Source organism: Bradyrhizobium sp. DOA9 (genome assembly GCF_000617845.2).
Lineage (GTDB): Bacteria > Pseudomonadota > Alphaproteobacteria > Rhizobiales > Xanthobacteraceae > Bradyrhizobium.
Genome location: NZ_DF820425.1, coordinates 7,039,113 through 7,063,424, shown reverse-complemented (window position 1 = coordinate 7,063,424; position 24,312 = coordinate 7,039,113). Strand labels below are relative to the sequence as shown.

Here is a 24,312-nt window from a genome sequence, read left to right as displayed (position 1 = left end):
TTCTTGACCAATCGGCAAACAGCGTGCCCCACGCCGCGCGGCGACGTCTTTGTCCTGCATCAACCGAAATCCGGCACCAAAGTACGATAGCGCCATGGATCATCCGGTGCGGATCGGCGTTCATTCATGACCGGAGCGTGACATTGCCCCGGTCCGGCAATCGGCTTGGCGGCGGGCTGGCCGATGGTATGGTGCTCCAGGCAATCGTTGCAGGTCATAGGGGAATTGCAGTGGCAGAAGTCGATCCCGCGGCGGGCAAGCAGGCCTCGCCGGACGTGCTCACCAATGTTCCGCGGCTGGTGACGGCCTATTTCGCCGGCAAGCCGGATGCGTCCGATCCGGCACAGCGCGTGGCGTTCGGCACGTCGGGCCATCGCGGCAGCTCGTTCAAGAACACCTTCAACGAAGGCCACATCCTCGCGACCACGCAGGCGATTTGCGACTACCGCAAGGAGAAGGGCCTGACCGGCCCGCTCTTCATCGGCATCGACACCCATGCGCTGGCCGAGCCGGCGCTGACAAGCGCCGTCGAGGTGTTCGCCGCCAACGGCGTCGAGGTCATGATCGACAAGGACGGCGGCTACACGCCGACGCCCGTCATCTCGCACGCGATCCTGACCTACAACAAGGGCCGCAGCAGCGGCCTCGCCGACGGCGTCGTCATCACCCCCTCGCACAATCCCCCCGAGGACGGCGGCTACAAATACAATCCGCCCCATGGCGGCCCGGCCGATACGGACGTGACCGCGGCCGTCGAGAAGCGCGCCAACGCCTATCTCGCAGGCGATCTCGAGGACGTGAAGCGCATCGACTATGCCAGGGCGCGCAAGGCCGCCAATGTCCACGCCTACGACTTCGTCACGCCTTACGTCGCCGATCTCGGCAATGTCGTCGATCTCGACCTCGTCAAATCCGCCGGAATCAAGATCGGCATCGATCCGCTCGGCGGCGCCGCGGTGCATTACTGGCATCCGATCATCGAGCGCTACGGCCTCAACGCCGATGTCGTGAACGAGGCGATCGACCCGACTTTTCGCTTCATGACGGTGGACTGGGACGGCAAGATCCGCATGGACTGCTCCTCGCCTTACGCGATGGCGAGCCTGATTGCCATGCGCGACCGCTTCGACGTCGCCTTTGCCAACGACACCGACGCCGATCGCCACGGCATCGTCACCCGCACCGGCGGCCTGATGAATCCGAACCATTATCTGGCGACCGCGATCTCCTATCTGTTCGCGCATCGTCCTGACTGGGGCAAGGATGCCGCGATCGGCAAGACCGTGGTGTCGAGCTCGATCATCGACCGCGTCGCGAACAAACTCGGCCGCAAGCTGGTGGAGACGCCGGTCGGCTTCAAATGGTTCGTCGACGGCCTCCTCACCGGCGGCTTCGGTTTCGGCGGCGAGGAGAGTGCAGGGGCCTCGTTCCTGCGCCGCGACGGCACGGTGTGGACCACCGACAAGGACGGCATCATCCTCGGCCTGCTCGCTGCCGAGATCATGGCCAGGACCGGCCGCGACCCCAGCCAGATCTTCAATGAGCTCACCGCCGAGTTCGGCATGCCGCATTACGCGCGCATCGATGTCGCCGCCACCGGGCCGCAAAAGAACATCCTGAAATCCGTGACGCCGGAGCAGCTCGGCCTCAAGGCCCTCGCCGGCGATCCGGTTCGCGCGACGCTGAGCAAGGCCCCCGGCAACGGCCAGCCCTTCGGCGGCATCAAGGTCGAAACCGATTTCGGCTGGTTCGCCGCGCGCCCCTCAGGCACCGAGGACGTCTACAAGATCTACGCCGAAAGCTTCCGCAGCCCCGAGCACCTGAAGCGGATTCAGGAGGAAGCGCAGACAGGGTTGGCGAAGGTGTTCGCGGCGTAGGGAGTTCCGAGAGGCCGCCGCTTTCTGACCCCGCGGGAGCACCTTCCAGGGGCCGCATACCGCTCGGCATTTATGTATACAGATACAAGCATAATGGTATTATTGTAGCGCATTTCAGACCTTGAACAATTCTGCTCGCCCGCTATTGTATACATAACGTATTCATAAGCCGTGGGAGTGAGACAATGACAAAACCCTTCCCCATGAACGCCTGGTACGCCGCGGCGTGGGATGCCGACGTCAGGGCGGCGCTGTTGCCGCGGACGATCTGCGGCAAGCATGTCGTGATGTATCGCAAGGCCGACGGCTCGGTCGCCGCGCTGGAGGATGCCTGCTGGCATCGCCTGGTGCCGCTGTCCAAGGGCCGGCTCGAAGGCGACACCGTCGTCTGCGGCTATCACGGCTTGAAGTTCAACGCGCAGGGGCGCTGCACCTTCATGCCTTCGCAGGAGACCATCAACCCGTCGGCCTGCGTGCGTGCCTATCCCGTGGTCGAGCGTCACCGCTACATCTGGCTCTGGATGGGCGATCCCGCGCTGGCCGATCCCGCGCTCGTCCCCGACATGCACTGGAATCATGACCCCGCCTGGGCCGGCGACGGCAAGACCATCCACGTCAATTGCGACTACCGCCTCGTGCTCGACAACCTCATGGACCTCACCCACGAGACCTTCGTGCACGGCTCCTCGATCGGCAACGACGCCGTCGCCGAAGCGCCGTTCGACGTCACCCATGGCGACAAGACGGTCACGGTGACGCGCTGGATGCGCGGCATCGAGGCGCCGCCGTTCTGGGCGAAACAACTCGGCAAGCCCGGCCTCGTCGACCGCTGGCAGATCATCCGTTTCGAAGCCCCGTGCACCATCGCCATCGACGTCGGCGTCGCCCCCGCCGGCACCGGTGCGCCGGAAGGCGACCGCTCGCAGGGCGTCAACGGCTTCGTGCTCAACACCATCACGCCGGAAACCGAGAAGACCTGCCATTATTTCTGGTCCTTCGTCCGCAACTATCGTCTCGGTGAGCAGCGCCTCACCACCGAGATCCGCGAGGGCGTCTCCGGCATCTTCCGCGAGGACGAGCTGATCCTGGAAGCGCAGCAGCGCGCGATGGACGAGAACCCCGACCGCATCTTCTACAACCTCAACATCGACGCCGGCGCGATGTGGTCGCGCAAGCTGATCGACCGGATGGTGGCGAAGGAAAACGCCCCAAAGCACCTTCAGGCCGCGGAGTAGAGCATGGCCGAGCGTGAGGTCGACCGCTCCATCTCGCAGACCGTGAAGGCGCAGCTCGCGTTGCGCGACCAGATCCTGTCGGGCGCGTTGCGCCCGGGCGAGCGCATCTCCGAGCTTCAGGCGGTGGAGACGACAGGCGCCTCGCGCACCCCGGTGCGCATGGCGCTGGTGCGGCTGGAGGAGGAGGGCCTTCTGGAGGCGATCCCCTCCGGCGGCTTCATGGTGAAGGCGTTTTCCGAGCGCGACATCTCCGATTCCATCGAGCTGCGCGGCACGCTGGAAGGGCTGGCGGCGCGCTTTGCCGCCGAGCGCGGCGTCTCCGCGCGCGAGCTCGAGCCGCTCAAGGAGTGCCTGGCGGCAATCGACGAGCTGCTGCGGCAGGTGCCGATCTCGGTCGATGCTTTCTCGTCCTACGTCACGCTGAACGCGCGCTTCCATGCCCAGCTCACGGAGCTGTCGCGCAGCCCGCCGCTGATCCGGCAGATCGACCGCGCCTCGGCGCTGCCGTTTGCATCCCCAAGCGGCTTCGTGATGGCGCAATCGGCGTTGCCGGAGGCGCAGCAGATCCTGATCATCGCCCAGGAGCATCATCGCGTCGTGATCGACGCCATCGAGAACCGCGAAGGCGCCCGCGCCGAGGCCGTCATGCGCGAGCATGCCCGGCTCGCGGTGCGAAACCTGAGGCTCGCGCTGCGCAACCGGACCCATCTCGACCTCTTGCCGGCGCTTGCGCTGATCAAGACCACAACCGATTGAGGGCAGTCACCATGCGCTTCATCGAGACCTGGACCCCCGCAACGCTCGTCGCGACCCGCGATCTCACCCCGAACGTCCGCGAATTCCTGATCAGGCCGGATCAGTTCGAGGCCGCGGCCTATCCGGTCGGCAGCCACATCAACGTCAGCGTCGCCATCGACGGCCTGCCGGAGACGCGGTCCTATTCGCTGGTCGGCGAGGCCTCCCTGCAAGGCTTCAAGATCGCGGTGCGCCGTGCGGAGGATTCCCGCGGCGGCTCGCGCTACATGTGGTCCTTGCAGCCGGGCGCGCGGCTCGACATCACCCAGCCGGCCTCGCTGCTCGCGGTCGATTGGAGCCGCGACAATTATTGCCTGATCGCCGGCGGCATCGGCATCACCCCGATCCTCGGCGCCGCGCAGGCGCTGGCCCGGCGCGGGGCGAGCGTCACCCTGCATTATGCCGTGCGCTCGCGCGGCGAGGCCGCCTATCTCGACGATCTCGCCGCGATGCTCGGCGATCGGCTCATCGTTCATGCCAGCGACGAAGACCGGCGGCTCGATCTTGACGCGCTGTTCGCCTCGTTGCCGCGAGGTTCGCTGGCCCTGTTCTGCGGCCCGATGCGGATGCTGGACGCGGCGCGCCATGCCTGGATCGGCGCCGGCCATCCGCTCCCCGATCTCCGCTACGAGACCTTCGGCTCCAGCGGCACGCTGCCGACCGAGACGTTCCGGGTTCGGCTGAAGGACTCCGGCGTCGAGCTCGAGATCCCGCGCGAGCGCTCGATGCTGGACGTGCTCAATGCCAGCGGCTTCGAGGTGATATCCGATTGCAAGCGCGGCGAATGCGGCCTCTGTGCCATCGACGTGGTCGACGTCGAAGGCGAGATCGACCATCGCGACGTCTTCTTCAGCGACCACCAGAAGCAGGCCAACCAGAAGATCTGCGCCTGCGTCTCCCGCGCGCGCGGCACCATCACGGTCGATACGCTGCTGCGCGCGGATGCGGTCTGAGGCGACCGAGCCGCGGAGCCTGTTGAGAGGATTGGACAGCGGCCGCGGTCTCCACCTCTCCCGCTTGCGAGAGCTTTGCATAAGAGGAGGATTTGCGATTCTCTAGGGCCTGTGGTGGAGGCGGATTCGGATGGCATATCGAGAGGTTGGGCAACCGAGCTTCGCGGACGCGCTGGTATCGCGGCGGGGGAAGGGTAATGCGGTGCTGAAGCGGATTGGCGAACTGGTCGACTGGGCGGCTGTGGAAAGAGTGCTGGGTGGTCTTCCGGAGCCGGAGCGCGGCCCTCCGCCCTATCCGCGACTGGTGCTGTTCAAGGCGCTGCTGCTGCAGCAATGGTATGGGCTTTCCGATCCGGCGCTCGAGGAAGCGCTCGACGACCGGGCCTCGTTCCGCGCCTTCTGCGGCTTTGTGCTGAGCGACGAGACGCCTGACCACACGACGATCTGGCGATTCCGCGAGGCTTTGCAGCGAGCCGGTCTGGACGAGAAGCTGTTCGCCGAGATCCTGCATCAGATCGACGCACGCGGGCTGGTGCTGCGCCGGGGCACATTGATCGATGCGAGCCTGATCTCGGCAGCAGTAAAGCCGCCGAAGCCGCCAGAGGACCCGCAGCCGCCCGGCCCGGACGGCCGTGAACCGAGCAAGCTGGTCAACAGCAAGCGCGATCCAGATGCACGCTGGACCAAGAAGGGCGGCAAGCGGTACTTCGGCTACAAAGCCCATATCGGCATGGATCAGAGTTCGGCCATCGTCCGCCGCAGCAAGCTGACCGACGCTGCGGTCAACGACACAGTGCCCGCCGACGAACTGGTCTGTGGTGATGAGAAGGCGGTCTATGCCGATCAAGCCTATGACAAGCACGAGCGCCGCAGCGGGCTCGCCGCGCGGGGAATCAAGCCGAGGCTGATGTTCCGGCCCAACAAGCATCATCCGCTCACCGAGCGGCAGAAGCGCTTCAACGATGCCGTGGGAAAGCGCCGCGCACCGGTCGAGCAGGTCTTCGCGCGCCTCAAGGGCAGCTATCGCTGGGCGCGCGCTCGCTATCTGGGTTTGGCGCGCAATCAGACACATCTGCGCCTGATCTGCCTCGCCATGAACCTCAAACGATGGGCGGTGCTGTGCCCGATAGGAGCCGCAGCGTGACCACCACCCGCCGCTACCCCGCGGCCACGAAAACCAGACGCCCCACCCCTCTGGGGCTACGTGAGGCCGTTCAAAAAAAGCTCCAGATCGAACTTCACTCCAGCACAACTCATTACGCAAAGCTCTCGCTTGCGGGAGAGGTCGCGCCGAAGGCGCGGGTGAGGGCTCTCTCCTCTGGGGGAGTCCCTACGTGGAAACACCCTCTCCCCAACCCTCTCCCGCAAGCGGGCGAGGGGGCTCACCGCCGCTGGGTCGGCACTTCGGACCAATCACCTACGCCGCGTAAATCGCCCGATACTTCTTCGTCTCCAGCAGCGCCATCACCCCGTCCGCGGCCACCGGCCGGCTGATCAGATAACCCTGCACCTCGTCGCAACTGATCTGCCTGAGATATTCGAGCTGGCCCGCGGTCTCGACGCCCTCTGCCACCACGCCGATCCGCAGATCGCGCGCGAGCGAGATCACCGATTTCACGATCGCGGCGCAATCCGGCTGCACCAGCATGTCGCGGATGAAGGATTGGTCGATCTTGATGCGGCTGAACGGCACCTTGCGCAGGTAGGTCAGCGAGGAGAAGCCGGTTCCGAAATCGTCGAGCGCCACGGTGACGCCGAGCTGCAGCAGCGCGGTCAGGACCGTCGCGGCCGAACCGTATTTCGACAGCAGCATCGATTCCGTGATCTCGATCTCGAGCCGATGCGGGGCGATCCGGGCGTCGGCGAGCGCCTGCACGATGGTCTGGAGGATGGCCGTGTTGTGAAACTGCGCGGCCGAGAAATTCACGGCGACCCTGATCTCTTCCGGCCACTCCGCAACCGTCGCGCAGGCGCTGCGGATGACCCATTCGCCGATCTCGTGGATCAGCCCGGTCTCCTCCGCGACGGGTATGAATTCGCTCGGCGGCACCAGCCCGCGCGTGGGATGCTGCCAGCGCAGCAGCGCCTCGAAGCCGGTGATGCGGTTGCTGCCGAGGTCGAGGAACGGCTGGAACACCAGGAACAGCTCGTTGCGCGCGATCGCGCCTGCGAGGTCCGCTTGCAGCGCCTTGCGGTCGCGGGACGACCTGTCGTCGGCTTCCTCGAAGAAGCAGACCGTCCCGGGTCCGGCCTTCTTGGCACGGTAGAGCGCGGCATCGGCATTCTTCATGAGGTCGAGCGGCGTGCTGCCGTCGCGCGGGGCCAGCACGATGCCGACGCTGGTTGCGCCGACGATCTGGCGGCCCTCGATCTGGAACGGCTCGGCGAAGGCGGCGACGAAGCGTTCGGCGATCTGGAGCGCATCCTCCGGCCGCGTCAGATTGGCCATCACCAGCGCGAACTCGTCGCCGCCGATGCGCGCGACGTGCTCGGCGGCGCGCGTGCAGCGTTGCAGGCGGTTTGCGACCTGGACCAGGAATTCGTCGCCGGCGGGATGACCGAACTGGTCGTTGACCTCCTTGAAGCGGTCGAGATCGAGCAGGAGCACCGCGAAGTCCTCGCCCGACAGCGCCAGCCGCTTGAGTGCGGCATCGAGCGATTCATTGAAGGCGACGCGGTTGGGCAGGTGGGTCAGGGGATCCAGCCGCACCGTGCGCTCGGCCTCGATCTGCCGTATCACGCGCCGGGCGAACGAGAACGAATTGACGAACACGCTGCGCAGCAGGACGCTGCCGTAGACCACGACGAGAAAAGCGATGAGGAGAAAGGCGAGATCGCCGCTCCGGCCGAGGCAGATCGCGATGCCGACGAAGATCGGCGCCGTGAAGGCGATGGCCGCGATCGGGATCGTGGCGAAGGCCAGCGCGCCGCCGGCCAGCATGCCCGAGCACAGGCAGGTGATGACGAGCTGTCCGCCGGTCGAGGCGTCGGCGAAGAAGGCAACCGGGACGATGCCCCAGGCGGCGCCGAGGATGAAGGCGTTGCGCACCAGCCGGTGCATGGCACGACGCGAGACGAATTGCGGCTTGGTGATGCGGCGCGAAGCGCGCGATTGCAGGCCGAATCCGATTGCGGCGGCGGCGACGGCGCCCGCCCAGATCAGGGCAAGGGTTCTGTCCGGCGACGGCCACAGCGCGATCGCGAGCACGATGGCGTTGCAGGCGTTGGCCAGCATGATGCCGACCGAATAGCCCAGCACCAGCGACATCTGCTCGGCGCGGATATGGCCGGCCATGGCCTCGTCGGTTGCGGGACCGCCAAAGGCCGACAGATCGCCGGCGAACAGCCGCGCGATAGAGTTGGTCGTTTGAGTCCGCATTCCAGAGCCTAGCAGCGTGGGCCGTTTGTCCAATGCGATCTGGAGAATTCGCCGCAAACCTTTGACGAACTATGAATTATCCCGCTTGCCGCGCTGGCTGCGACCACTTCTGCGTGTTCGTCACGGAATATCGATAACAAATCGATACAAATGCGGGAGGGCGGAGCAAGCAATCGTATCCGAGGCAATCACAACAGATCCGTCATGCCCGAGCTTGTCCCGGGCATCCACGTTCCTCGTGCCGTGCAAGAGATCGTCATGGCCGGGACATGCCCGGCCATGACGACGTGATGGCTCAATGCCCTAAACGCCTACCCGGACAATCACCGCCCCAACCGCTTCGGCTCGTAATAGAACCGCGCCTCGATCAGCTGATCGCCGCACCTGGGCGGATCGAGACGCCCCCCTCGATCGCGTGATACGCTCCGTGGACCGACAGGCCACGGTGGGCCGCGTCGGCGCTGGATCCATTCGAAATCCCGAGGGCCTGTCCATGAGCGAGCCTTCAGCCGACGTGTCGGCAACGGTCGAATACACGATGGACAAATGGCGGATGGACCGCCTTCCCTGGGCCATGTGGGCTTGCGTCGCCGGCCTTGCGATCGCGCTTCATGCCGAGAGCCGCGGCCAGAATGGAGCGGTTCTGGCCACGGTCTATTTGGCCCTGCTGGGTCTGGCGTTCGCAGGCTATGCGCTGACGACCCTGATTGGACGGTCCGGCCTGCCACTGCTTGTTGAACTGTTGGTCGGTGTCCTTGTCCTGATCATCGTCTCCGGCGTGATCGGTGTGATCAGCGTGTTGGTCGGCGGGCCAAGCGGCCGCTCCAGCTATGTCGGCACCATGCCCAGTCTCTATTGGAGCCATCTCGTGAATCCATCGCTGAATGTTTTCGGCTGGATGTTGCTCTATCTGGGCTGCGGATGGATCGCGTTTTCAGCTTACCGGCACTTCTATTCGGATCGGGCGGTCGTCTCCATGTCTGCCGCGGGCATCCACTTTCACAGGCCCTGGCTAAAGGGTCTCTTCATTCCCTGGCAGGAGGTGCGGGGGGTGGGCCATCTCGTCGTTCCCGGCATCTCGGGGGTGCCGTATGTCAGTCCATACGCTGCGGCCGTCACGGTCGATCAGGATTTCTATGAGCAGCATATCGCCCCCAAGCGCAGCTTCCTCTCGCCACCCGGGGCCGAGGCCATGTTCCAGCCGAAAGGCGAGTCGATGCAGGTGGTGCTGAGCAGCGCCGACATGGCGGTCAAACCGGAAGATTTTCTCGGGCCTGCCGAGGCGCGGTGGAAGGCTTTTCGGGATCAACCGGCGTCGCCATCCCATCGCGGCGGCACCGTCTTCTACGGACGCTGGTCGATCGATGGCTCGCGGTGGCAGGCCGTTCAGTTTCTTGCGCCTCTCGTCGGTCTGGCCCTGGTCATGCTGTACCGATAGGGCAATCCTGCTCAGCGTCCGAGTTGCTTCGGATCGTAGAAGAAGCGCTCCTCGATGATCTCATTGCCGCGCCAGGTCTGCCACGCGATCTCCTCCAATGTCCGCGTCGCGCCGTCGGCGCCTGTGAAGGAGAATTTCCAGCGGCTGGCGACAATGTCGCCATCGATCAGGCTCGGGCCGAGGCGCACGGCCGTGACCTCCTTGAACGCCGCCAGCACGCCGCGTTCCTTGTCCGCGAGCTTGTCGCGCCCGGACACGGGCTCGGCGAGGTTCTCGTAGGTCGCGGTATCAGGGGTGTAGTAGTCGAGGATCGCGCCGACGAAGTCGCCATCCTCCAGCCGCTTCGCAAAGGCTTCGACGATCTCTCGGCTCGGCATGGCGACCTCACATTTAAAACCGACTGATAGTCGGTAATTACCGACCCATGGTCGAAAAGTCAACTGGTGGCATCCCGCGAACTGGACTAAAGCGGGATAGGTTGCATCGATGCGAGCCAAGACCTCGGAACACCTCTCCCGTAGGGAGAGGTCGGATCGCATCGCAAGATGCGATCCGGGTGAGGGGTTAAGGTCCCACTGCATGCTGCAGCCCCTCACCCGGATTGCTCGGGCGCGCAATGCGCGCCACGGCAATCCGACCTCTCCCCGTCGGGGAGAGGTGGACGCAAGACGAGACCCATGGCCAAACAGGCGGAGCGGCGGGCGGCGACATCGGAGGCGATCCTCAACGCGGCGCGGCGCCTGTTCGGGACGCACGGCTTTGCCGCCACCACCATGGACGATATTGCCGAAGCCGCTTCGGTCGCCAAGGGCGCGGTCTATCATCACTTCAAGACCAAGGAGGCGGTGTTCGAGGCCGTGTTCGACCAGGTCTCACGCGATCTCGTGGCCGAGATCGACCGCGCGGCACGCACTGAAAAGGACGTGCTCACCGCCATGGTCGCCGGCACCCAGCATTATTTTGCCGCGACCGCCAAGGGCCCGACCGGCCGGATCATCCTGCGCGATGGCCCGGCCGTGCTCGGTTGGGAACGCTGGCGCGAGATCGACGCGCAGCATTTTGGCGGCAAGATGCCGCGCGCTCTCTCCGCCGCGATGGAGGCCGGCCTGATCGCACGGCAGCCGGTCGAGCCGCTTGCGCGGCTGCTGCTCGGCGCGGTGACGGAGGCCGCGGTCGCCTGCGCCGGCCGCGCCGATATCGCAAGGGCTGGCGCGGAATATGCCCGTGCGTTCAAGTCGCTGGTCGAGGCGCTGCGCGTCGCCGCATGATTGTGCTAATGCGGACTGACTGACGTGGGCGGTATCGACGCGGTCCTCAGATCACCTCTCCCGTAGGGAGAGGTCGGATCGCATCGAAGATGCGATCCGGGTGAGGGGTTACGGTCTCGCTTGCCGTTGCGGCCCCTCACCCGGATTGCTACGCAATCCGACCTCTCCCCGCTGGGGAGAGGTGAAGTGACGAACCGGAAACGCCCACGCCAACAAGAAGAACAGTAGCGCATGAACGCAACTTCCTCGCTCGCACCCACCGATCCCGAATTCGACTACATCATCGTCGGCGCCGGCTCCGCCGGCTGCGTGCTCGCCAATAGGCTCTCGGCGAACGGCAAGCACAGCGTGCTGCTGCTCGAGGCCGGCCCGAAGGATTCCAACATCTGGATCCACGTCCCGCTCGGCTACGGCAAGCTGTTCAAGGAGAAGAGCGTCAACTGGATGTACCAGACCGAGCCGGAGCCCGAGCTGAAGGGCCGCCAGGTGTTCCAGCCGCGCGGCAAGACGCTGGGCGGATCGAGCTCGATCAACGGCCTGCTCTATGTCCGCGGCCAGCATGAGGACTATGACCGCTGGCGCCAGCTCGGCAACACCGGTTGGGGCTATGACGACGTGCTGCCTTATTTCAAGAAGGCCGAGAACCAGTCGCGCGGCGCCGATCAGTATCACGGCACGGGCGGGCCGCTGCCGGTGTCCAACATGATCGTGACCGATCCGTTGTCGAAAGCCTTCATCGATGCCGCGGTCGAGACCGGTCTGCCGTACAACCCCGACTTCAACGGCGCGACGCAGGAAGGCGTCGGCCTGTTTCAGACCACGACGCGCAACGGCCGGCGCGCCTCGACGTCGGTCGCCTATCTCGGGCCTGCCAAGTCCCGCAGCAATCTGAAGATCGAGACCTCCGCACACGCTCAGCGCATCCTGTTCGAAGGACGCCGCGCCGTCGGCATCGAATACCGGCAAGGCGCAGCCTTGCGCCGAGCGCGTGCACGGCGGGAAGTCGTCGTGTCGAGCGGCGCCTACAACTCGCCGCAGCTGCTTCAGCTCTCAGGCGTCGGGCCCGGCGATCTCCTGCGCAAGCATGGCATCGAGGTGGTGCTCGATGCTGCCGGCGTGGGCCATGATCTACAGGATCACATGCAGGTCCGCATCGTGATGCGCTGCTCGCAGCAGATCACGCTGAACGACACCGTCAACCATCCGCTGCGGCGCACGATGGCCGGTGCGCGTTACGCCCTGTTCCGCAAGGGATGGCTGACGATTGCTGCTGGCACAGCGGGTGCCTTCTTCAAGACCAGTCCGCGCCTGGCCTCGCCCGACATCCAGGTCCACTTCCTGCCGTTCTCGACCGACAAGATGGGCGAGAAGCTGCACGACTTCTCCGGATTCACCGCCTCGGTGTGCCAGCTTCGTCCCGAGAGCCGCGGCACCTTGCGCATCAAGAGCGCCGACCCCTCAGTGCCGCCGGAAATCCGCATCAACTACATGTCGACCGAGACCGACCGCACCACCAACGTCGAAGGCATCAAGATCCTGCGCAAGATATTGAACGCGCCGGCGCTGAAGCCGTTCGTGATCGACGAGTACGATCCCGGGTCGAAGGTATCGACGGATGCCGAGATCCTGGATTATTGCCGCGAGCGCGGCAGCACCATCTACCATCCGACCTCGACCTGTCGTATGGGCAACGACGCGCTCGCGGTGGTCGATCAGCGGCTGAAAGTGAGGGGGTTAGAGGCCTTGCGCGTCGTCGACGGCTCGATCATGCCCGATCTGGTGTCGGGGAACACCAATGCGCCGATCATCATGATCGCCGAAAAGGCCTCCGACATGATATTGGAGGATGCGCGGTAAGCTCGCGCTATGAAAGGATCTGGACTTGGCTACGCGACTGAAGATCGGCACACGCAAGAGCGCCATGGCGCTGGCGCAGACGGAAGAGATTGCGCGCCGCCTCACCGCCGCCGTGCCAGGTCTCGACGTCGAGATCGTCAAGTTCGACACCACGGGCGATCTCGACCAGACCAGCAAGCTGCTGCCGCATGGCGGCAAGGGCGGCGCCTTCGTGGCGCAGATCCGCGCTGCCGTGCTGTCGGGTGAGCTGCAGGCGGCGATGCATTCGCTCAAGGACATGCCGGGCAACGAGGACACGCCCGGCCTCGTCATCGGTGCCACGCTGTCGCGCGATCCGCCCGGTGACGCGTTGGTGCTTCGAAATGGCGTGACGCTGGAAGCGTTGCGCCAGTCGCGCGGCAAGGGGTTCAAGATCGGCACCAACGCCGTGCGTCGGGCGGCCTATGCGCGGCGCCTGTTTCCGGAGGTGGAGGTGATCCACTTCCGCGGCGCAGCTGACACGCGCGTGCGAAAGCTCGACAACGGCGAGAAACAGCGCCTGCCGGATGGTGGCGCTGTGGGGCCTGCGGATGCGCTGATCATGGCGCGCTCGGGTCTTGATCGCGTCGGTCTTGCCCATCGCATCGCCTACGAATTCACAGCAGTGGAGATGTTGCCGGCGGCAGGGCAGGGCATCGTCGCGGTCGAATGCGCCGCGCAGGACTGGCAGACGCGACAGATCCTGTCGTCGATCGACGACGCCTCTGCGCACGCTTCCGCCGACGCCGAGCGCGAGGTGCTGTGGGTCCTCAACGGCCACTGCAATTCGCCGGTGGCGGGCTTCTCGACCATCGCGGGCGACCAGATGTCGCTCACCGCCTCCGTGCTCGACCTCTCCGGAAACACCATCATCGAAGCCTCGCATACCGGGCCCGCCAATCGCCCGCGCGAGCTCGGCCGCGCGGTGGGATTGGACCTGCTGACGAAGGGTGCGGCGGAGATCATCGAGCGCAGCCGGCCGCGCTGAAGCATGCCGAAATCGCGATCTGCAATGATGTCATTTTGCGCCTGTTTTGCCCGACAAGTCAAAACGCACAGGCGATTCATGCCAGTCCAAGGTTTTCAATGACTTGGCTACTGTGCATGGGGTTGTTTTTCGCACTTTTTGTTTTGCCGCGCCCGAAGCGGCGAAACCCTCAGCCCCGCACACGCCTGATCATCTGCTCGACATGGGCGATCGGCGTCTCGGGCTGGATGCCGTGGCCGAGATTGAAGATGAAGCGCCCTTGCGCAAAATTGGCCAGCACGTTGTCGACCGCGCGGTCGAGCGCGGTGCCGCCCGTGATCAGCACCAGCGGATCGAGATTGCCCTGCACCGCGACCTTGCTCTGCACCCGCTCGCGGATGAAGGCCGGCTCCGCGGTCCAGTCGATGCTAACGGCGTTGACGCCGGTTGCCGCGACGTAAGCAGGCAGCAGCGCGCCGGCGCCGCGCGGGAAGCCGATGATCTTCGCGTCGGGCACCTTGGCCCTTACGCCCTCCACGATGCGCCGCGTCGGCTCGACCGACCAGCGCGCGAACTCGGTCGGCGGCAGCACGCCGGCCCAGGTGTCGAAGATCTGCAACGCGTCGGCGCCGGCGGCGAGCTGCGCCAGCAGATACTGAATTGAGTTCTCGACCAGCACGTCGATGATCTCTGAAAAAGCTTCCGGATGCCGGTAGGCCATCATCCGGGCCGGCGCCTGGTCCGGCGTGCCGTGGCCCGCGACCATGTAGGTCGCCACCGTCCACGGCGCGCCGCAGAAGCCGATCAGTGCGACCTTGGGATCGAGCGTGCCGCGCACGATTCTGAGCGCCTCGAACACCGGCGCGAGCTTGCCGAAATCGGCGCGCGTCGCCAGCGTCGCCACCTTGGCCGGATCGTCCAGCGGTTCGAGCCGCGGACCTTCGCCGGCCTCGAACCGCACCTCACGTCCGAGCGCATAGGGGATGACGAGGATGTCGGAGAAGATGATCGCCGCGTCGAAGCCGAACCTGCGGATCGGCTGCAGCGTCACCTCGGCGGCGAGCTCCGGGTTGAAGCAGAGATCGAGGAAGCCGCCCGCCTTGGCGCGCACCTCGCGATATTCCGGCAAATAGCGGCCGGCCTGGCGCATCATCCACAGAGGCGGGACGGTCTGGCGTTGGCCGGAGAGAACGTCGAGGAAGGGTTTCGTCGAAGACTGGGGCACGAATGGTCCTGAAGCAGGTTGTGCCTCCTGATACACCGCCGCGGCCCTCAGCGGAACAGGGGAACCTGGACGATCGGGCCGCGTTGACCAGCCAATGGAGGAGATCATGGCTGAGACATTCAACCCCGCGCCGCACGACAAGCACGCCGAAGACCTGCGCGAGGCGCTCGCTGCCGATCGGCAATCCAAGCTCGACGACGGGCTGAGGGACACGTTCCCGGCTTCCGATCCCGTGAGCGCGGCGCAGCCGACGCCCTCGAAGGCCGATGCCGACGCCGAGCATCCCTCGCTCTGGGCCAGGGTTAAGGCCATCTTCAGCTAGCGGCGTCGGGCGCGCCGGATTCCGATAGGCCCGCTAATGCCTTGTTAGCGATGCGCCGATCGCCGCGTCCGTAGGACTACTGGAAAGGGCGGAGACCGCCGCGTATTCCGGTAGGGATTTCAGGATTAAATAACAGAAGCGGCAGAGGTTTCCGAACGATCGGAGGACCCTGCCGCATGAGTGCTACCCAACGAGCCGGATGGAGCCGCCTGCCGCTGCGCGCGGCGGCTTTCGTCGCGCTGACCTGCGCGACCATCCTCGGCGTCAGCGGTTGGCGTGAATGGGCGGCACGCGATGCGGTGCTCAAGGGCGCCGAGGCGGAGATGGCGAACGTTGCGCGTTCGCTGACCCAGCATGCCGAGGACAGCCTCGATCTCCTGGATTCCGGCGTCGTCGGCGTGGTCAGCCGGTTGGAGATGGACGGTACCGCGCCAGAGACGATCGCGAAGCTGCGCACCTTGCTGGACGCGCGCAAGAAGGCGATCGCGCGCATTCACAGCCTCGCCATCATCGACGATCAGGGCAACTGGCTGACCTCACCCGGTACGATCGGCACGACCTTCAGCGACGATGCCTTCTTCCGACATCACCAGCTTTCGCCGAAGCGCGAGGCCCATGTCGGCCGTCCCGTGAAGAGCCTGCTGGACGGCGAATGGGTCGTCACCCTGTCACGCCGCTTCAGCAAGCAGGACGGCGGCTTCGGCGGCGTGGTGCTCGCGACCATCAGCTCGAAATATCTGTCGCATTTCTACGAGCAGTTCGAGATCGGCCGCAACAGCTCCGTGGCGCTGACGCATGGCGACGGCTTGATCCTCGCGCGCAATCCCGGCAACGAGACGTTCGTCGGGCGCAGCGTCGCCGACAGGCCGTTGTTCCGCGAGCCGAGCCTGCAACGGCCTAGCGGCGCCCATCATTTCAGCTCGCCGCTGGACGGTGCCGAACGCGTCAGCTTCTTCAATCGCAGCAGCCGATTCCCGCTCCTCCTGCTCGCCACCGTCGACAAGGAAGAGCTGCTCGCGCCTTGGCGCGCGGCGGCAATCTCCCGCATGCTCCATGTGCTCGCACTGGTGATGCTGATCGCGGTCATCGGCGGCGTGCTGGTGCGGCAGTTGCAGCGCGGCCAGCGCATGGCCGTCGCGCTGGCCGAGACGGAGGCGCATTTCCGCCTGCTCGCCGAAGGCTCCAGCGACATGGTGACCCGCATCGGCCTCGATGAGCGGCTGCGCTATGTCTCGCCCTCGTCGGTCAGCGTTCTCGGCTGGCGTCCCAATCAGCTGATCGGTTCGCCGGCCCTCGCGGGTGTCAATCCGGAGGATCTGCCGGAGGTCCAGGCGACCGTCGACGCCATGAAGCGCGGCGAGAAGGAGGAGGCGCGTCTCGTCTACCGCAACCGGCACCGGCAGAACGGCGAGATCTGGCTCGAATCGACCATGCGGGTGACGCGCAAGGATGATGGCCGCGTCGACGGCGTGGTCGCGATCTCCCGCGACGTCACCGAGCACAAGAAGCTGAAAACCAGGCTCGAGACGCTGGCGATCGAAGACAGCCTCACCGGCCTTGCCAATCGCCGCCGCTTCGACGAGTGCCTGAAGGAGGAATGGGCGCGCGCCTATCGCGACCGCTCCAGCCTTGCTCTGCTGATGATCGACGTGGATCACTTCAAGGCCTACAACGATCAATACGGCCATCCCGCGGGCGATGCGTGCCTGCGCCTGATTGCAAAGATCATCGCCGCCGAAGCGCAGCGCGCCGGCGATCTGGCGGCGCGCTATGGCGGTGAGGAATTCGTCATGCTTCTGCCGAACATCGACGCCGCCGGCTGCGCACGGGTCGGCGAACGGATCCGCACTGCCATTCACGAGGCCGGCCTCGCGCATGGGAGCAATTCCGCGGCTGGATGCGTCACTGCCTCACTCGGCGGCGCAGCCTGCCGGCCGGCGTTCGAACGAACCGCGGGGGTCGCTGCGCTGGTCGAAGCTGCCGACCAAGCGCTCTATGCCGCCAAGGCCGCGGGCCGCGACCGCGTGGTGATGTCGGGCGAGGTCATGGACCTGCTGCCCAAGGCGTCCGGCCAGTAACACCGCTCAATAATGCGGCGGACGCTCGTTGGCAGGCCCCGGCGCATTTGCCTCGGCCTCCTGCAGCCGAGCACTGAGCTCGGTGATCTGCCGCGTCAGCCTGTCGATCTGCTTCCATTGCGCGGTGATGGTCTGGTTCAACGTCTCGATCGTGTCGTCCTGATAGGCGAGACGCGTCTCCAGCGTGTCGATGCGCTCGCTCAGCGTCTTGATCTCATTCGTCACGCGTCACGTCCTTGTTTCGCTCGCGCAAGCCGTGGCCGAGCGCCACGCGCTCGTCGAACACGAAGCATTCGCCGCGCCAGCGGCTCTCCGCCTCCGGCACCTCTTCCAGATATCTCAGGATGCCGCCCTTGAGGTGAAAGACCTCGGCAAAGCCGCGCGCGAGCAGATGCGCGCTCGCCTTCTCGCAGCGGATGCCGCCGGTGCAGAACATCGCGATCCTGCGGTGCCGTGCCGGATCGAGCCGCTCGCCGGCAAAGTCCTTGAACTGGCCGAAGCTCGTGATACCGGGATCGACCGCGCCCTCGAACGTCCCCATCGCGACCTCGAATGCGTTGCGGGTGTCGAGCACGAGCGTGTCGGGTGCGGCGATCAGCGCGTTCCATTCGCGCCAATCGACATAGGTGCCGACCTGGCGCGTCGGATCGGCGGCCGCATCGCCCAGCGTGACGATCTCCTTCTTCAGCCGCACCTTCAGCCGTCCGAACGGCATCGCCTCCGCGGCGGAGAATTTCAATTCGAGATTGTCGAGCCTGCCGCCGAACATGTCGCCGTGTGCGAGCTCGTGAGCGAAGGCGTCGATCGCCTCAGGCGCACCGGCGACCGTGCCGTTGATGCCCTCCTGCGCCAGCAACACGCTGCCCTTCAGCCCAAGGCCGGCGCAGCAGGCGCGCAGCGGCTCCCGCAGCTCGCGGTAATCGGGGAGGGCGACGAATTGATAGAAGGCGCAGACCTTGTAAGCCGTGTTCATGGCCGCTCGTTTAGCAGGCGGCCGGCGCCCGGAAAACCCGCATCGCGAAAGCCGGGCAAAAGGTCTATACGCCCAGCGGATGGCTGCCATTTTCCTGGTATGCCAGCATTGCCCCGTTGGGCTTGAATGTGTCATGTAGACGCGCGGTTTCGAGATGGCGCGCCAATCGCGCCGACGGCCAAGAGAGCAAGACATTCGATGAGAAACTTCCATTTCCCCGGCAGGTCCACGGTCCATGCCACCAACGCGATGGTGGCAACCTCGCATCCGCAGGCCTCGCTCGCCGCGATCGAGGTGCTGCGTGAGGGCGGCACGGCAGTGGACGCGGCGGTCGCCGGCTCGGCCCTGCTCGGCGTGATCGAACCGCAATCGACCGGGATCGGCGGCGACTGTTTTGCGCTGATCCAGCCGCGCGGCGAGGGCAGGATCGTCGCCTATAACGGCTCCGGCCGCGCGCCGAAGGCGGCGAATGCCGACTGGTATCTCGAGCGCAAGATCAATTCCGTGCCGCTGACCTCGGCGCATGCGGTCTCGATCCCCGGTGTGATCGACGCCTTCGCGACCGTCTTGCGCGATCACGGCAAGTTCGGTTTCGACCGGCTGCTCCAGCCCGCGATCAAGGCGGCCGAGGAAGGCTATGTCGTTGCGCCGCGCATCGCCTTCGACTGGAAGAACCAGTTCGAGAAGCTGAAGAACGGCACCAACACCGTGAGCTATTTGTTGCCGGGCGGCCGGCCGCCGGTCGCCGGCGACGTCATCCGCCAGGCCGAGCTCGGCAAGACGCTGCGCGCCATCGCCAAGGACGGCCGCGACGCCTTCTACAAGGGCGAGATCGCCGAGGACATGGTCGAGACTCTCAGGGGCATCGGCGGCCTGCACACGCTCGACGATTTCGCCGCGCACACGACCGAAGTGACCACGCCGATCGGCACCATGTACAAGGGCTACGACGTCTGGCAGTGCCCGCCGAACGGCCCGGGCGTCACGGCGCTCTTGATGCTCAACATCCTGTCGCGCTTCGACCTGACCAAGTATGCACCCGTCAGCGTCGAGCGCTTCCACCTCGAAGCGGAAGCCGCGCGCATCGCCTATATGAACCGCGAGATGCATGTCGCCTCGCCCGAGCACATGAAGATCAACGTCGCCGAGATGCTCGAGAAGGGCTTTGCCGACGAGCACATCGGCAAGATCCGCATGGACGGCATGCTCGACCTGCCGAACGTCGCGCCGCCGATGAATCCCTCGACCATCTACATCACGGTCGTGGACAAGGACCGCAACGTCTGCTCGTTCATCAACTCGGTTGCGCATTCCTTTGGCTCTGCGATCGTCTCGAACAAGACCGGTGTCCTGTTCCAGAATCGCGCCGGCGGCTTCCGCATCCAGCCGGGCCATCCCAACTGCATCGAAGGCGGCAAGCGCCCGCTGCACACGATCATGCCGGGCCTGCTCACCAAGGGCGGCCGTTCCACGATGTCGTATGCGGTGATGGGCGGCCAGTACCAGCCGACCGGCCAGACTCACCTCCTGACCAACATCCTCGACTACGGCTGCGACGTGCAGGAGGCGATCGACATGCCGCGCGGCCTGCACTACGAGGGCCAGTATCAGCTCGAGGACAGCGTTCCGGCGGCCGTCGTCGAGGGCCTGAAGAAGCTCGGTCACAAGACCACCAGCGTGGTCGGCCCGCTCGGCGGCGCCCAGGCGATCTGGATCGACTGGGACAAGGGCACGCTGACCGGCGGCTCCGATCCGCGCAAGGACGGCTGCGCGCTGGGCTATTGATCGCCCGCGCAGTTCCCCACGCGAGATCAGGAAAAGTTGACGAAGGGCGGCGCGGCATTTGCTGCGCCGCCTTCTCTCATCCGGAACTGCACTCATTGCTCCAGGTTAAGGGGCGATGAGCGGTGCAGGCGTGCGCTGCTTTGCAGATCAGCGGCGGAGGCCTGCCATGCCCGACAAACCAGGTTCCAGATCATCCGGATTCGACCGACGCGCCTTCATGGCCGGTGCGGCTGGCAGCGCGCTGATCCCGATCGCAGCGCGCGCGGCGTCGGAGGACGCGCGGGCGCCGGCGGCGCAGGATCCGTCGCTTCCCGTCGAGGTCACGCTGAACGTCAACGGCAAGGACAAGCGTCTGAGCATCGATGCGCGCACCACGGTGCTTGATGCCTTGCGCGAACATCTCAAGCTCACCGGCAGCAAGAAGGGCTGTGACCACGGCCAGTGCGGCGCCTGCTCGGTGCTCATCGACGATCGCCGCGTGCTATCGTGCCTGACGCTGGCGCTTGCCGCCGAGGGGCAGGAGATCACGACCATCGAGGGCCTCGCCACCGATGACCACCTGCATCCGATGCAGCAGGCCTTCATCGACAACGATGCGTTCCAGTGCGGCTATTGCACGCCCGGTCAGATCATGTCGGCGATCGCTTGCGTGAAGGAGGGCCATGCCGGCAGCGAGGCCGACATCCGCGAATACATGAGCGGCAATATCTGCCGCTGCGCCGCCTATCCCAACATCGTCGCTGCCGTGAAGCAGGCTGCGCCCGAGATCATGAAAGGCTAGGCGTATGCGACCGTTTTTGTACCAGAGAGCATCGGACCCCGACATGGCCGTGCAGGCGCTCGGCGCCGCTGCGGCCGCTAACGAATCGCTGACGAAGGCGGCGGCGCAGCCGCTTGCCGGCGGCACCACGCTGATCGATCTGATGAAGCTCGACGTGATGCGGCCCACCGCGATCGTCGACATCAATCCGCTGGCCCGTGCCTGGTCTGCGATCGCGCCCGGCGGCGACGGCTTGCGCCTTGGCGCGCTGGCGAGGATGTCCGACGTGGCCGCCAACACCGAGATCCAGCGCAGCTATCCGGTGATCGCGGATTCGCTGAAGCTCGCAGCCAGCGCTCAGCTGCGCAACATGGCAACGCTCGGCGGAAATGTGATGCAGCGGACGCGCTGCAACTACTTCCGCGATGTCTCCTATGAGAACTGCAACAAGCGCAATCCCGGCTCGGGCTGCGCCGCAATGGATGGCGTCAACCGCATGCATGCGGTGCTCGGGACCTCCGACCAGTGCATCGCGACCTATCCCGGTGATTTCGCGCAGGCGCTGATCGCGCTCGATGCGATGGTCGAGATCACCGGCAAGGCCGGTACGCGCAGCATGCCGTTCGCGCAGCTTCACAAGGCGCCGGGCACTACGCCTGACATCGAGACCGCGCTTCAGCCCGGCGAGTTGATCTCGGCGTTCTCGATTCAGGGCCGCTGGCCGCGCTCGGTGTATCTGAAGACCCGCGATCGGCAATCCTACGAATTCGCGCTGTCGTCAGCTGCGATCGCGCTCGACGTTCAGGACGGCACGATCCGGGACGCGCGCGTCGCGCTCGGCGGTGTCGCCACCGTGCCGTGGCGGGCGCGTGAGGCCGAGGCGCTGTTGAAGGGACAGAGGTTCGATGACGGGCTCGCGCAGCGTGTTGGCGAGGCCGCCTTCGCAGACGCCCGCGGCCGCCGGCACAACAGCTTCAAGATCGCGCTCGGCAAGCGTGTCGTGGCACGTGCGCTTCAGCAGGCCGCAATGATGGAGATCTGATCATGACCGCTGCAGCTCCCGGACCCAAGACGAATATGGGGCAGCCCGTGCCGCGCTATGATGCGGCCGCAAAGGTCACGGGGCGGGCGACCTACGCCTCCGACATGCCGCTGGACAATCCGGCCTATGCGTTCCTGGTCACCAGCGCCATCGCCAAGGGCCGCATCGATCGCTTCGACCTCGACGATGCCAGGCGCGTCCGCGGCGTGATCGAGATCGTCACGCACGAGAACGCCCCGAAGCTGAAGGAGTCGAAGCTGTTCAGCAATGGCGGCTATGCCGGCACCACGATCCAGCCGCTGAAATCGGCCGAGATCGCCCATGACGGCCAAATCATCGCCGTGGTGGTCGCGGAGAGTTACGAGGCCGCGCGCGAGGCGGCCAACCGCGTCAAGGTCAGCTATAGCGCTGCTGCGCCCAGCGCAACCTTCGATTCGCCGGGGACGACGACAGCCGCCGCGAAAGGACAAAGTTCGCAGTTCAAGGAAGACCCGAAGGTCGGTGATTTCGCCAAGGCGTTCGATGCGGCCGAGGTCAAGCTCGTTGCCTCCTACGAGACGCCGACGCAGCATCACAATCCGATGGAGCTGTTCACGACTAGCTGCGCCTGGATGGGCGATAATCTCGTCATCTACGAGGGCAGCCAGTATGTCTATGGCCTGAAGAATGGCGTGGCCGAGCAGCTCGGCATCGACGCCGACAAGGTGCGCGTGGTCAATCCCTATGTCGGTGGCGGGTTTGGTTCGCGCGGCTCGATGACGCCGCGCACTGCCATCATCGCCGCCATTGCCAAGCACGTGAACCGGCCCATCAAGCTGGTCCCGACCCGCGACCAGGGCTTTACCATCACGACCCATCGCGCCGAGACCCGCCACGAAATCAAGCTTGGCGCGAGCCGCGACGGCAAGCTGGTGGCACTGAGGCACGAGGGGGCCGAAGTCTCCTCGCGCTCCGATGCCTATTGCGTCGGCGGCACCAAGACGACGACGCGGCTCTATGCCTGTCCGAACGTCGACAGCCTGGTCTCGATCGTGCGTGCCGATCGCAATACGCCCGGCTTCATGCGTTCGCCTCCGGAGGTGCCGTATCTGTTCGCGCTGGAGAGCGCGCTGGACGAGCTTGCCGTCAAATTGAACATGGATCCGGTCGAGCTACGCCGTATCAACGACGCCACCAGGGATCCGATCGATGGCAAGCCCTACACGTCGCGATCGCTCATGGCGTGCTTCGACGAGGCTGCCAAGGCGTTCGGCTGGTCGCAGCGCTCGCCCCAGTCGAAATCGATGTCGGACGGCGACTGGCTGATCGGCTACGGCTGCGCCGCCACGTGCTATCCGACGCTGATGGCGCCGTCAGCCGCGCGCGTGCGGCTGCACCGTGACGGCCGCACCCGCGTCGAGATCGCCGGCCATGAGATCGGGACCGGCGCCTACACCGTGATAGCCCAGACTGCTGCCGAGCGGCTCGGCGTGCCCCTGGAGAAGGTTGCGGTCTTCATGGGCGACAGCGACCTGCCGCCCGCCCCGGTTGCCGGCGGCTCCAATTCCACAGCCAGCACCTGCTCGGCCGTGATGATGGTGTGCGATCAGATCAGGCAGCGCCTGCTCAAGGCCGTGATGCCGAGCGACAGCCTCGCCGACAAGGCGAAGGAGACGGTCGGCATCAGCCCGGCACCGTCGACCCAGGCGGGGAAGGGCGATCGTCCGCTCGAGATCGAGAAGGCGTTCGATGCGCTCGGCGTCGGCGTGGTCGAAGAATATGGCGAGTGGAAGCCGGACGGCGCGCCGATGGATTCCTTCCGCGCCATGCACAATGGGCAGGTCCGGCTGGTCGGCGGCCATCAAATGAAGGACCAGATCGCCTATGCCTTCGGCGCCGAGTTCGTCGAGGTCCGCATCAATCGCTTCACGCACGAGATCCGCTGCCCCCGCCTGGTCGGCGCGTTCGCGGCAGGCAGGATCATGAATCCGCGCACCGCGCGCAGCCAGCTCATGGGTGGCCTGATCTGGGGCATGTCCTCGGCACTGCTCGAGGCCACCGAGATCGACGAGCGCAATGCGCGCTACGTCAACGACAATCTTGCCGATTACCTCGTCCCCGTGAATGCCGATGTGCCCGGCGTCGAGGTGATCATGCTGTCCGAACAGGACGATCACATCAACCCGGTGGGCGCAAAGGGCCTCGGCGAGCTTGGCAATGTCGGCACCAACGCGGCGATCTGCAACGCGATCTATCACGCCACCGGCCAGCGCATCCGCAAGCTGCCGGTCCGGCTGGAGAATATCGAGCTCTAAAGGGGGGTGGAAACGGCGACGGCGTTGGGTTAGACACCTCCCGCCT

Annotated in this window: 20 protein-coding genes; 15 read left to right on the top strand and 5 right to left on the bottom strand. The window is 65.6% G+C overall.

Annotated elements, in window-relative coordinates; all coding sequences use genetic code 11:
- Window positions 1-230 precede the first annotated feature (230 nt).
- The 5 genes from pgm (at window position 231) to BDOA9_RS33130 (ending at window position 6,004) form a co-directional block, all read left to right on the top strand.
- Entirely contained in the window at window positions 231-1,877 is a 1,647-nt protein-coding gene (gene pgm / locus BDOA9_RS33150) for a phosphoglucomutase (alpha-D-glucose-1,6-bisphosphate-dependent) (RefSeq protein WP_025038251.1), read from the top strand.
- A 185-nt stretch (window positions 1,878-2,062) separates the two neighbouring features.
- Window positions 2,063-3,112: an aromatic ring-hydroxylating dioxygenase subunit alpha gene (locus BDOA9_RS33145; RefSeq protein WP_025038250.1), complete on the top strand. Its 1,050-nt coding sequence runs from the start codon at window positions 2,063-2,065 to the stop codon at window positions 3,110-3,112.
- A 3-nt stretch (window positions 3,113-3,115) separates the two neighbouring features.
- On the top strand, window positions 3,116-3,868 hold the full coding sequence (locus BDOA9_RS33140; protein WP_025038249.1) for a GntR family transcriptional regulator: 753 nt from the start codon (window positions 3,116-3,118) through the stop codon (window positions 3,866-3,868).
- An 11-nt stretch (window positions 3,869-3,879) separates the two neighbouring features.
- Window positions 3,880-4,860 carry a PDR/VanB family oxidoreductase gene (locus BDOA9_RS33135; protein WP_025038248.1) on the top strand — a complete coding sequence of 327 codons (981 nt, stop codon included), beginning with the start codon at window positions 3,880-3,882 and terminating at the stop codon, window positions 4,858-4,860.
- A gap of 130 nt (window positions 4,861-4,990) precedes the next feature.
- A complete protein-coding gene (locus BDOA9_RS33130) occupies window positions 4,991-6,004 on the top strand; it encodes an IS5 family transposase (protein ID WP_025033211.1) in 1,014 nt (337 codons plus the stop codon).
- A 273-nt stretch (window positions 6,005-6,277) separates the two neighbouring features.
- On the opposite strand, the gene BDOA9_RS33125 is transcribed toward BDOA9_RS33130, so the two are convergent.
- Entirely contained in the window at window positions 6,278-8,239 is a 1,962-nt protein-coding gene (locus BDOA9_RS33125) for a putative bifunctional diguanylate cyclase/phosphodiesterase (protein ID WP_025038247.1), read from the bottom strand.
- 427 nt (window positions 8,240-8,666) lie between these two features.
- On the opposite strand from BDOA9_RS33125, the gene BDOA9_RS33120 reads away from it, so the two are divergent.
- Complete coding sequence (locus BDOA9_RS33120) at window positions 8,667-9,677, top strand: hypothetical protein (protein ID WP_244521566.1); 1,011 nt, start codon at window positions 8,667-8,669, stop codon at window positions 9,675-9,677.
- Between the two features lie 11 nt (window positions 9,678-9,688).
- Here BDOA9_RS33120 and BDOA9_RS33115 read toward each other — a convergent pair whose 3' ends face one another.
- The gene (locus BDOA9_RS33115; RefSeq protein WP_025038245.1) at window positions 9,689-10,054 is read right to left on the bottom strand and encodes a nuclear transport factor 2 family protein; all 366 of its coding nucleotides are present in this window, start codon (window positions 10,052-10,054) and stop codon (window positions 9,689-9,691) included.
- Between the two features lie 300 nt (window positions 10,055-10,354).
- Between BDOA9_RS33115 and BDOA9_RS33110 the strand changes: the two genes are divergently transcribed.
- The 3 genes from BDOA9_RS33110 (at window position 10,355) to hemC (ending at window position 13,808) form a co-directional block, all read left to right on the top strand.
- Complete coding sequence (locus BDOA9_RS33110) at window positions 10,355-10,945, top strand: TetR/AcrR family transcriptional regulator (RefSeq protein WP_025038244.1); 591 nt, start codon at window positions 10,355-10,357, stop codon at window positions 10,943-10,945.
- 231 nt (window positions 10,946-11,176) lie between these two features.
- The gene (locus BDOA9_RS33105; protein WP_025038243.1) at window positions 11,177-12,802 is read left to right on the top strand and encodes a GMC family oxidoreductase; all 1,626 of its coding nucleotides are present in this window, start codon (window positions 11,177-11,179) and stop codon (window positions 12,800-12,802) included.
- 25 nt (window positions 12,803-12,827) lie between these two features.
- A complete protein-coding gene (gene hemC / locus BDOA9_RS33100) occupies window positions 12,828-13,808 on the top strand; it encodes a hydroxymethylbilane synthase (protein WP_025038242.1) in 981 nt (326 codons plus the stop codon).
- A gap of 169 nt (window positions 13,809-13,977) precedes the next feature.
- On the opposite strand, the gene hemE is transcribed toward hemC, so the two are convergent.
- Window positions 13,978-15,012: a uroporphyrinogen decarboxylase gene (gene hemE / locus BDOA9_RS33095; protein WP_025038241.1), complete on the bottom strand. Its 1,035-nt coding sequence runs from the start codon at window positions 15,010-15,012 to the stop codon at window positions 13,978-13,980.
- 106 nt (window positions 15,013-15,118) lie between these two features.
- Here hemE and BDOA9_RS33090 point away from each other — a divergent pair, with 106 nt between their 5' ends.
- Window positions 15,119-15,334, top strand: a complete 216-nt coding sequence (locus BDOA9_RS33090) for a hypothetical protein (protein ID WP_025038240.1) — start codon at window positions 15,119-15,121, stop codon at window positions 15,332-15,334.
- A 176-nt stretch (window positions 15,335-15,510) separates the two neighbouring features.
- On the top strand, window positions 15,511-17,412 hold the full coding sequence (locus BDOA9_RS33085) for a diguanylate cyclase (RefSeq protein ID WP_025038239.1): 1,902 nt from the start codon (window positions 15,511-15,513) through the stop codon (window positions 17,410-17,412).
- Between the two features lie 6 nt (window positions 17,413-17,418).
- Here BDOA9_RS33085 and BDOA9_RS33080 read toward each other — a convergent pair whose 3' ends face one another.
- Both BDOA9_RS33080 and trhO read right to left on the bottom strand, forming a co-directional pair.
- A complete protein-coding gene (locus BDOA9_RS33080) occupies window positions 17,419-17,637 on the bottom strand; it encodes a SlyX family protein (RefSeq protein WP_025038238.1) in 219 nt (72 codons plus the stop codon).
- Entirely contained in the window at window positions 17,627-18,385 is a 759-nt protein-coding gene (gene trhO / locus BDOA9_RS33075; RefSeq protein ID WP_025038237.1) for an oxygen-dependent tRNA uridine(34) hydroxylase TrhO, read from the bottom strand. Before trhO ends, BDOA9_RS33080 begins: the two co-directional genes overlap by 11 nt.
- 198 nt (window positions 18,386-18,583) lie before the next feature.
- On the opposite strand from trhO, the gene ggt reads away from it, so the two are divergent.
- From ggt to BDOA9_RS33055, 4 genes are all read left to right on the top strand, one after another.
- Entirely contained in the window at window positions 18,584-20,170 is a 1,587-nt protein-coding gene (gene ggt / locus BDOA9_RS33070; RefSeq protein WP_025038236.1) for a gamma-glutamyltransferase, read from the top strand.
- A 166-nt stretch (window positions 20,171-20,336) separates the two neighbouring features.
- Complete coding sequence (locus BDOA9_RS33065; RefSeq protein ID WP_025038235.1) at window positions 20,337-20,951, top strand: (2Fe-2S)-binding protein; 615 nt, start codon at window positions 20,337-20,339, stop codon at window positions 20,949-20,951.
- Window positions 20,952-20,955: 4 nt separating this feature from the next.
- Window positions 20,956-21,972, top strand: coding sequence for an FAD binding domain-containing protein (locus tag BDOA9_RS33060; RefSeq protein ID WP_025038234.1), 1,017 nt, complete (start codon window positions 20,956-20,958; stop codon window positions 21,970-21,972).
- Window positions 21,973-21,974: 2 nt separating this feature from the next.
- Entirely contained in the window at window positions 21,975-24,266 is a 2,292-nt protein-coding gene (locus tag BDOA9_RS33055; protein ID WP_025038233.1) for a xanthine dehydrogenase family protein molybdopterin-binding subunit, read from the top strand.
- Window positions 24,267-24,312: the final 46 nt, after the last annotated feature.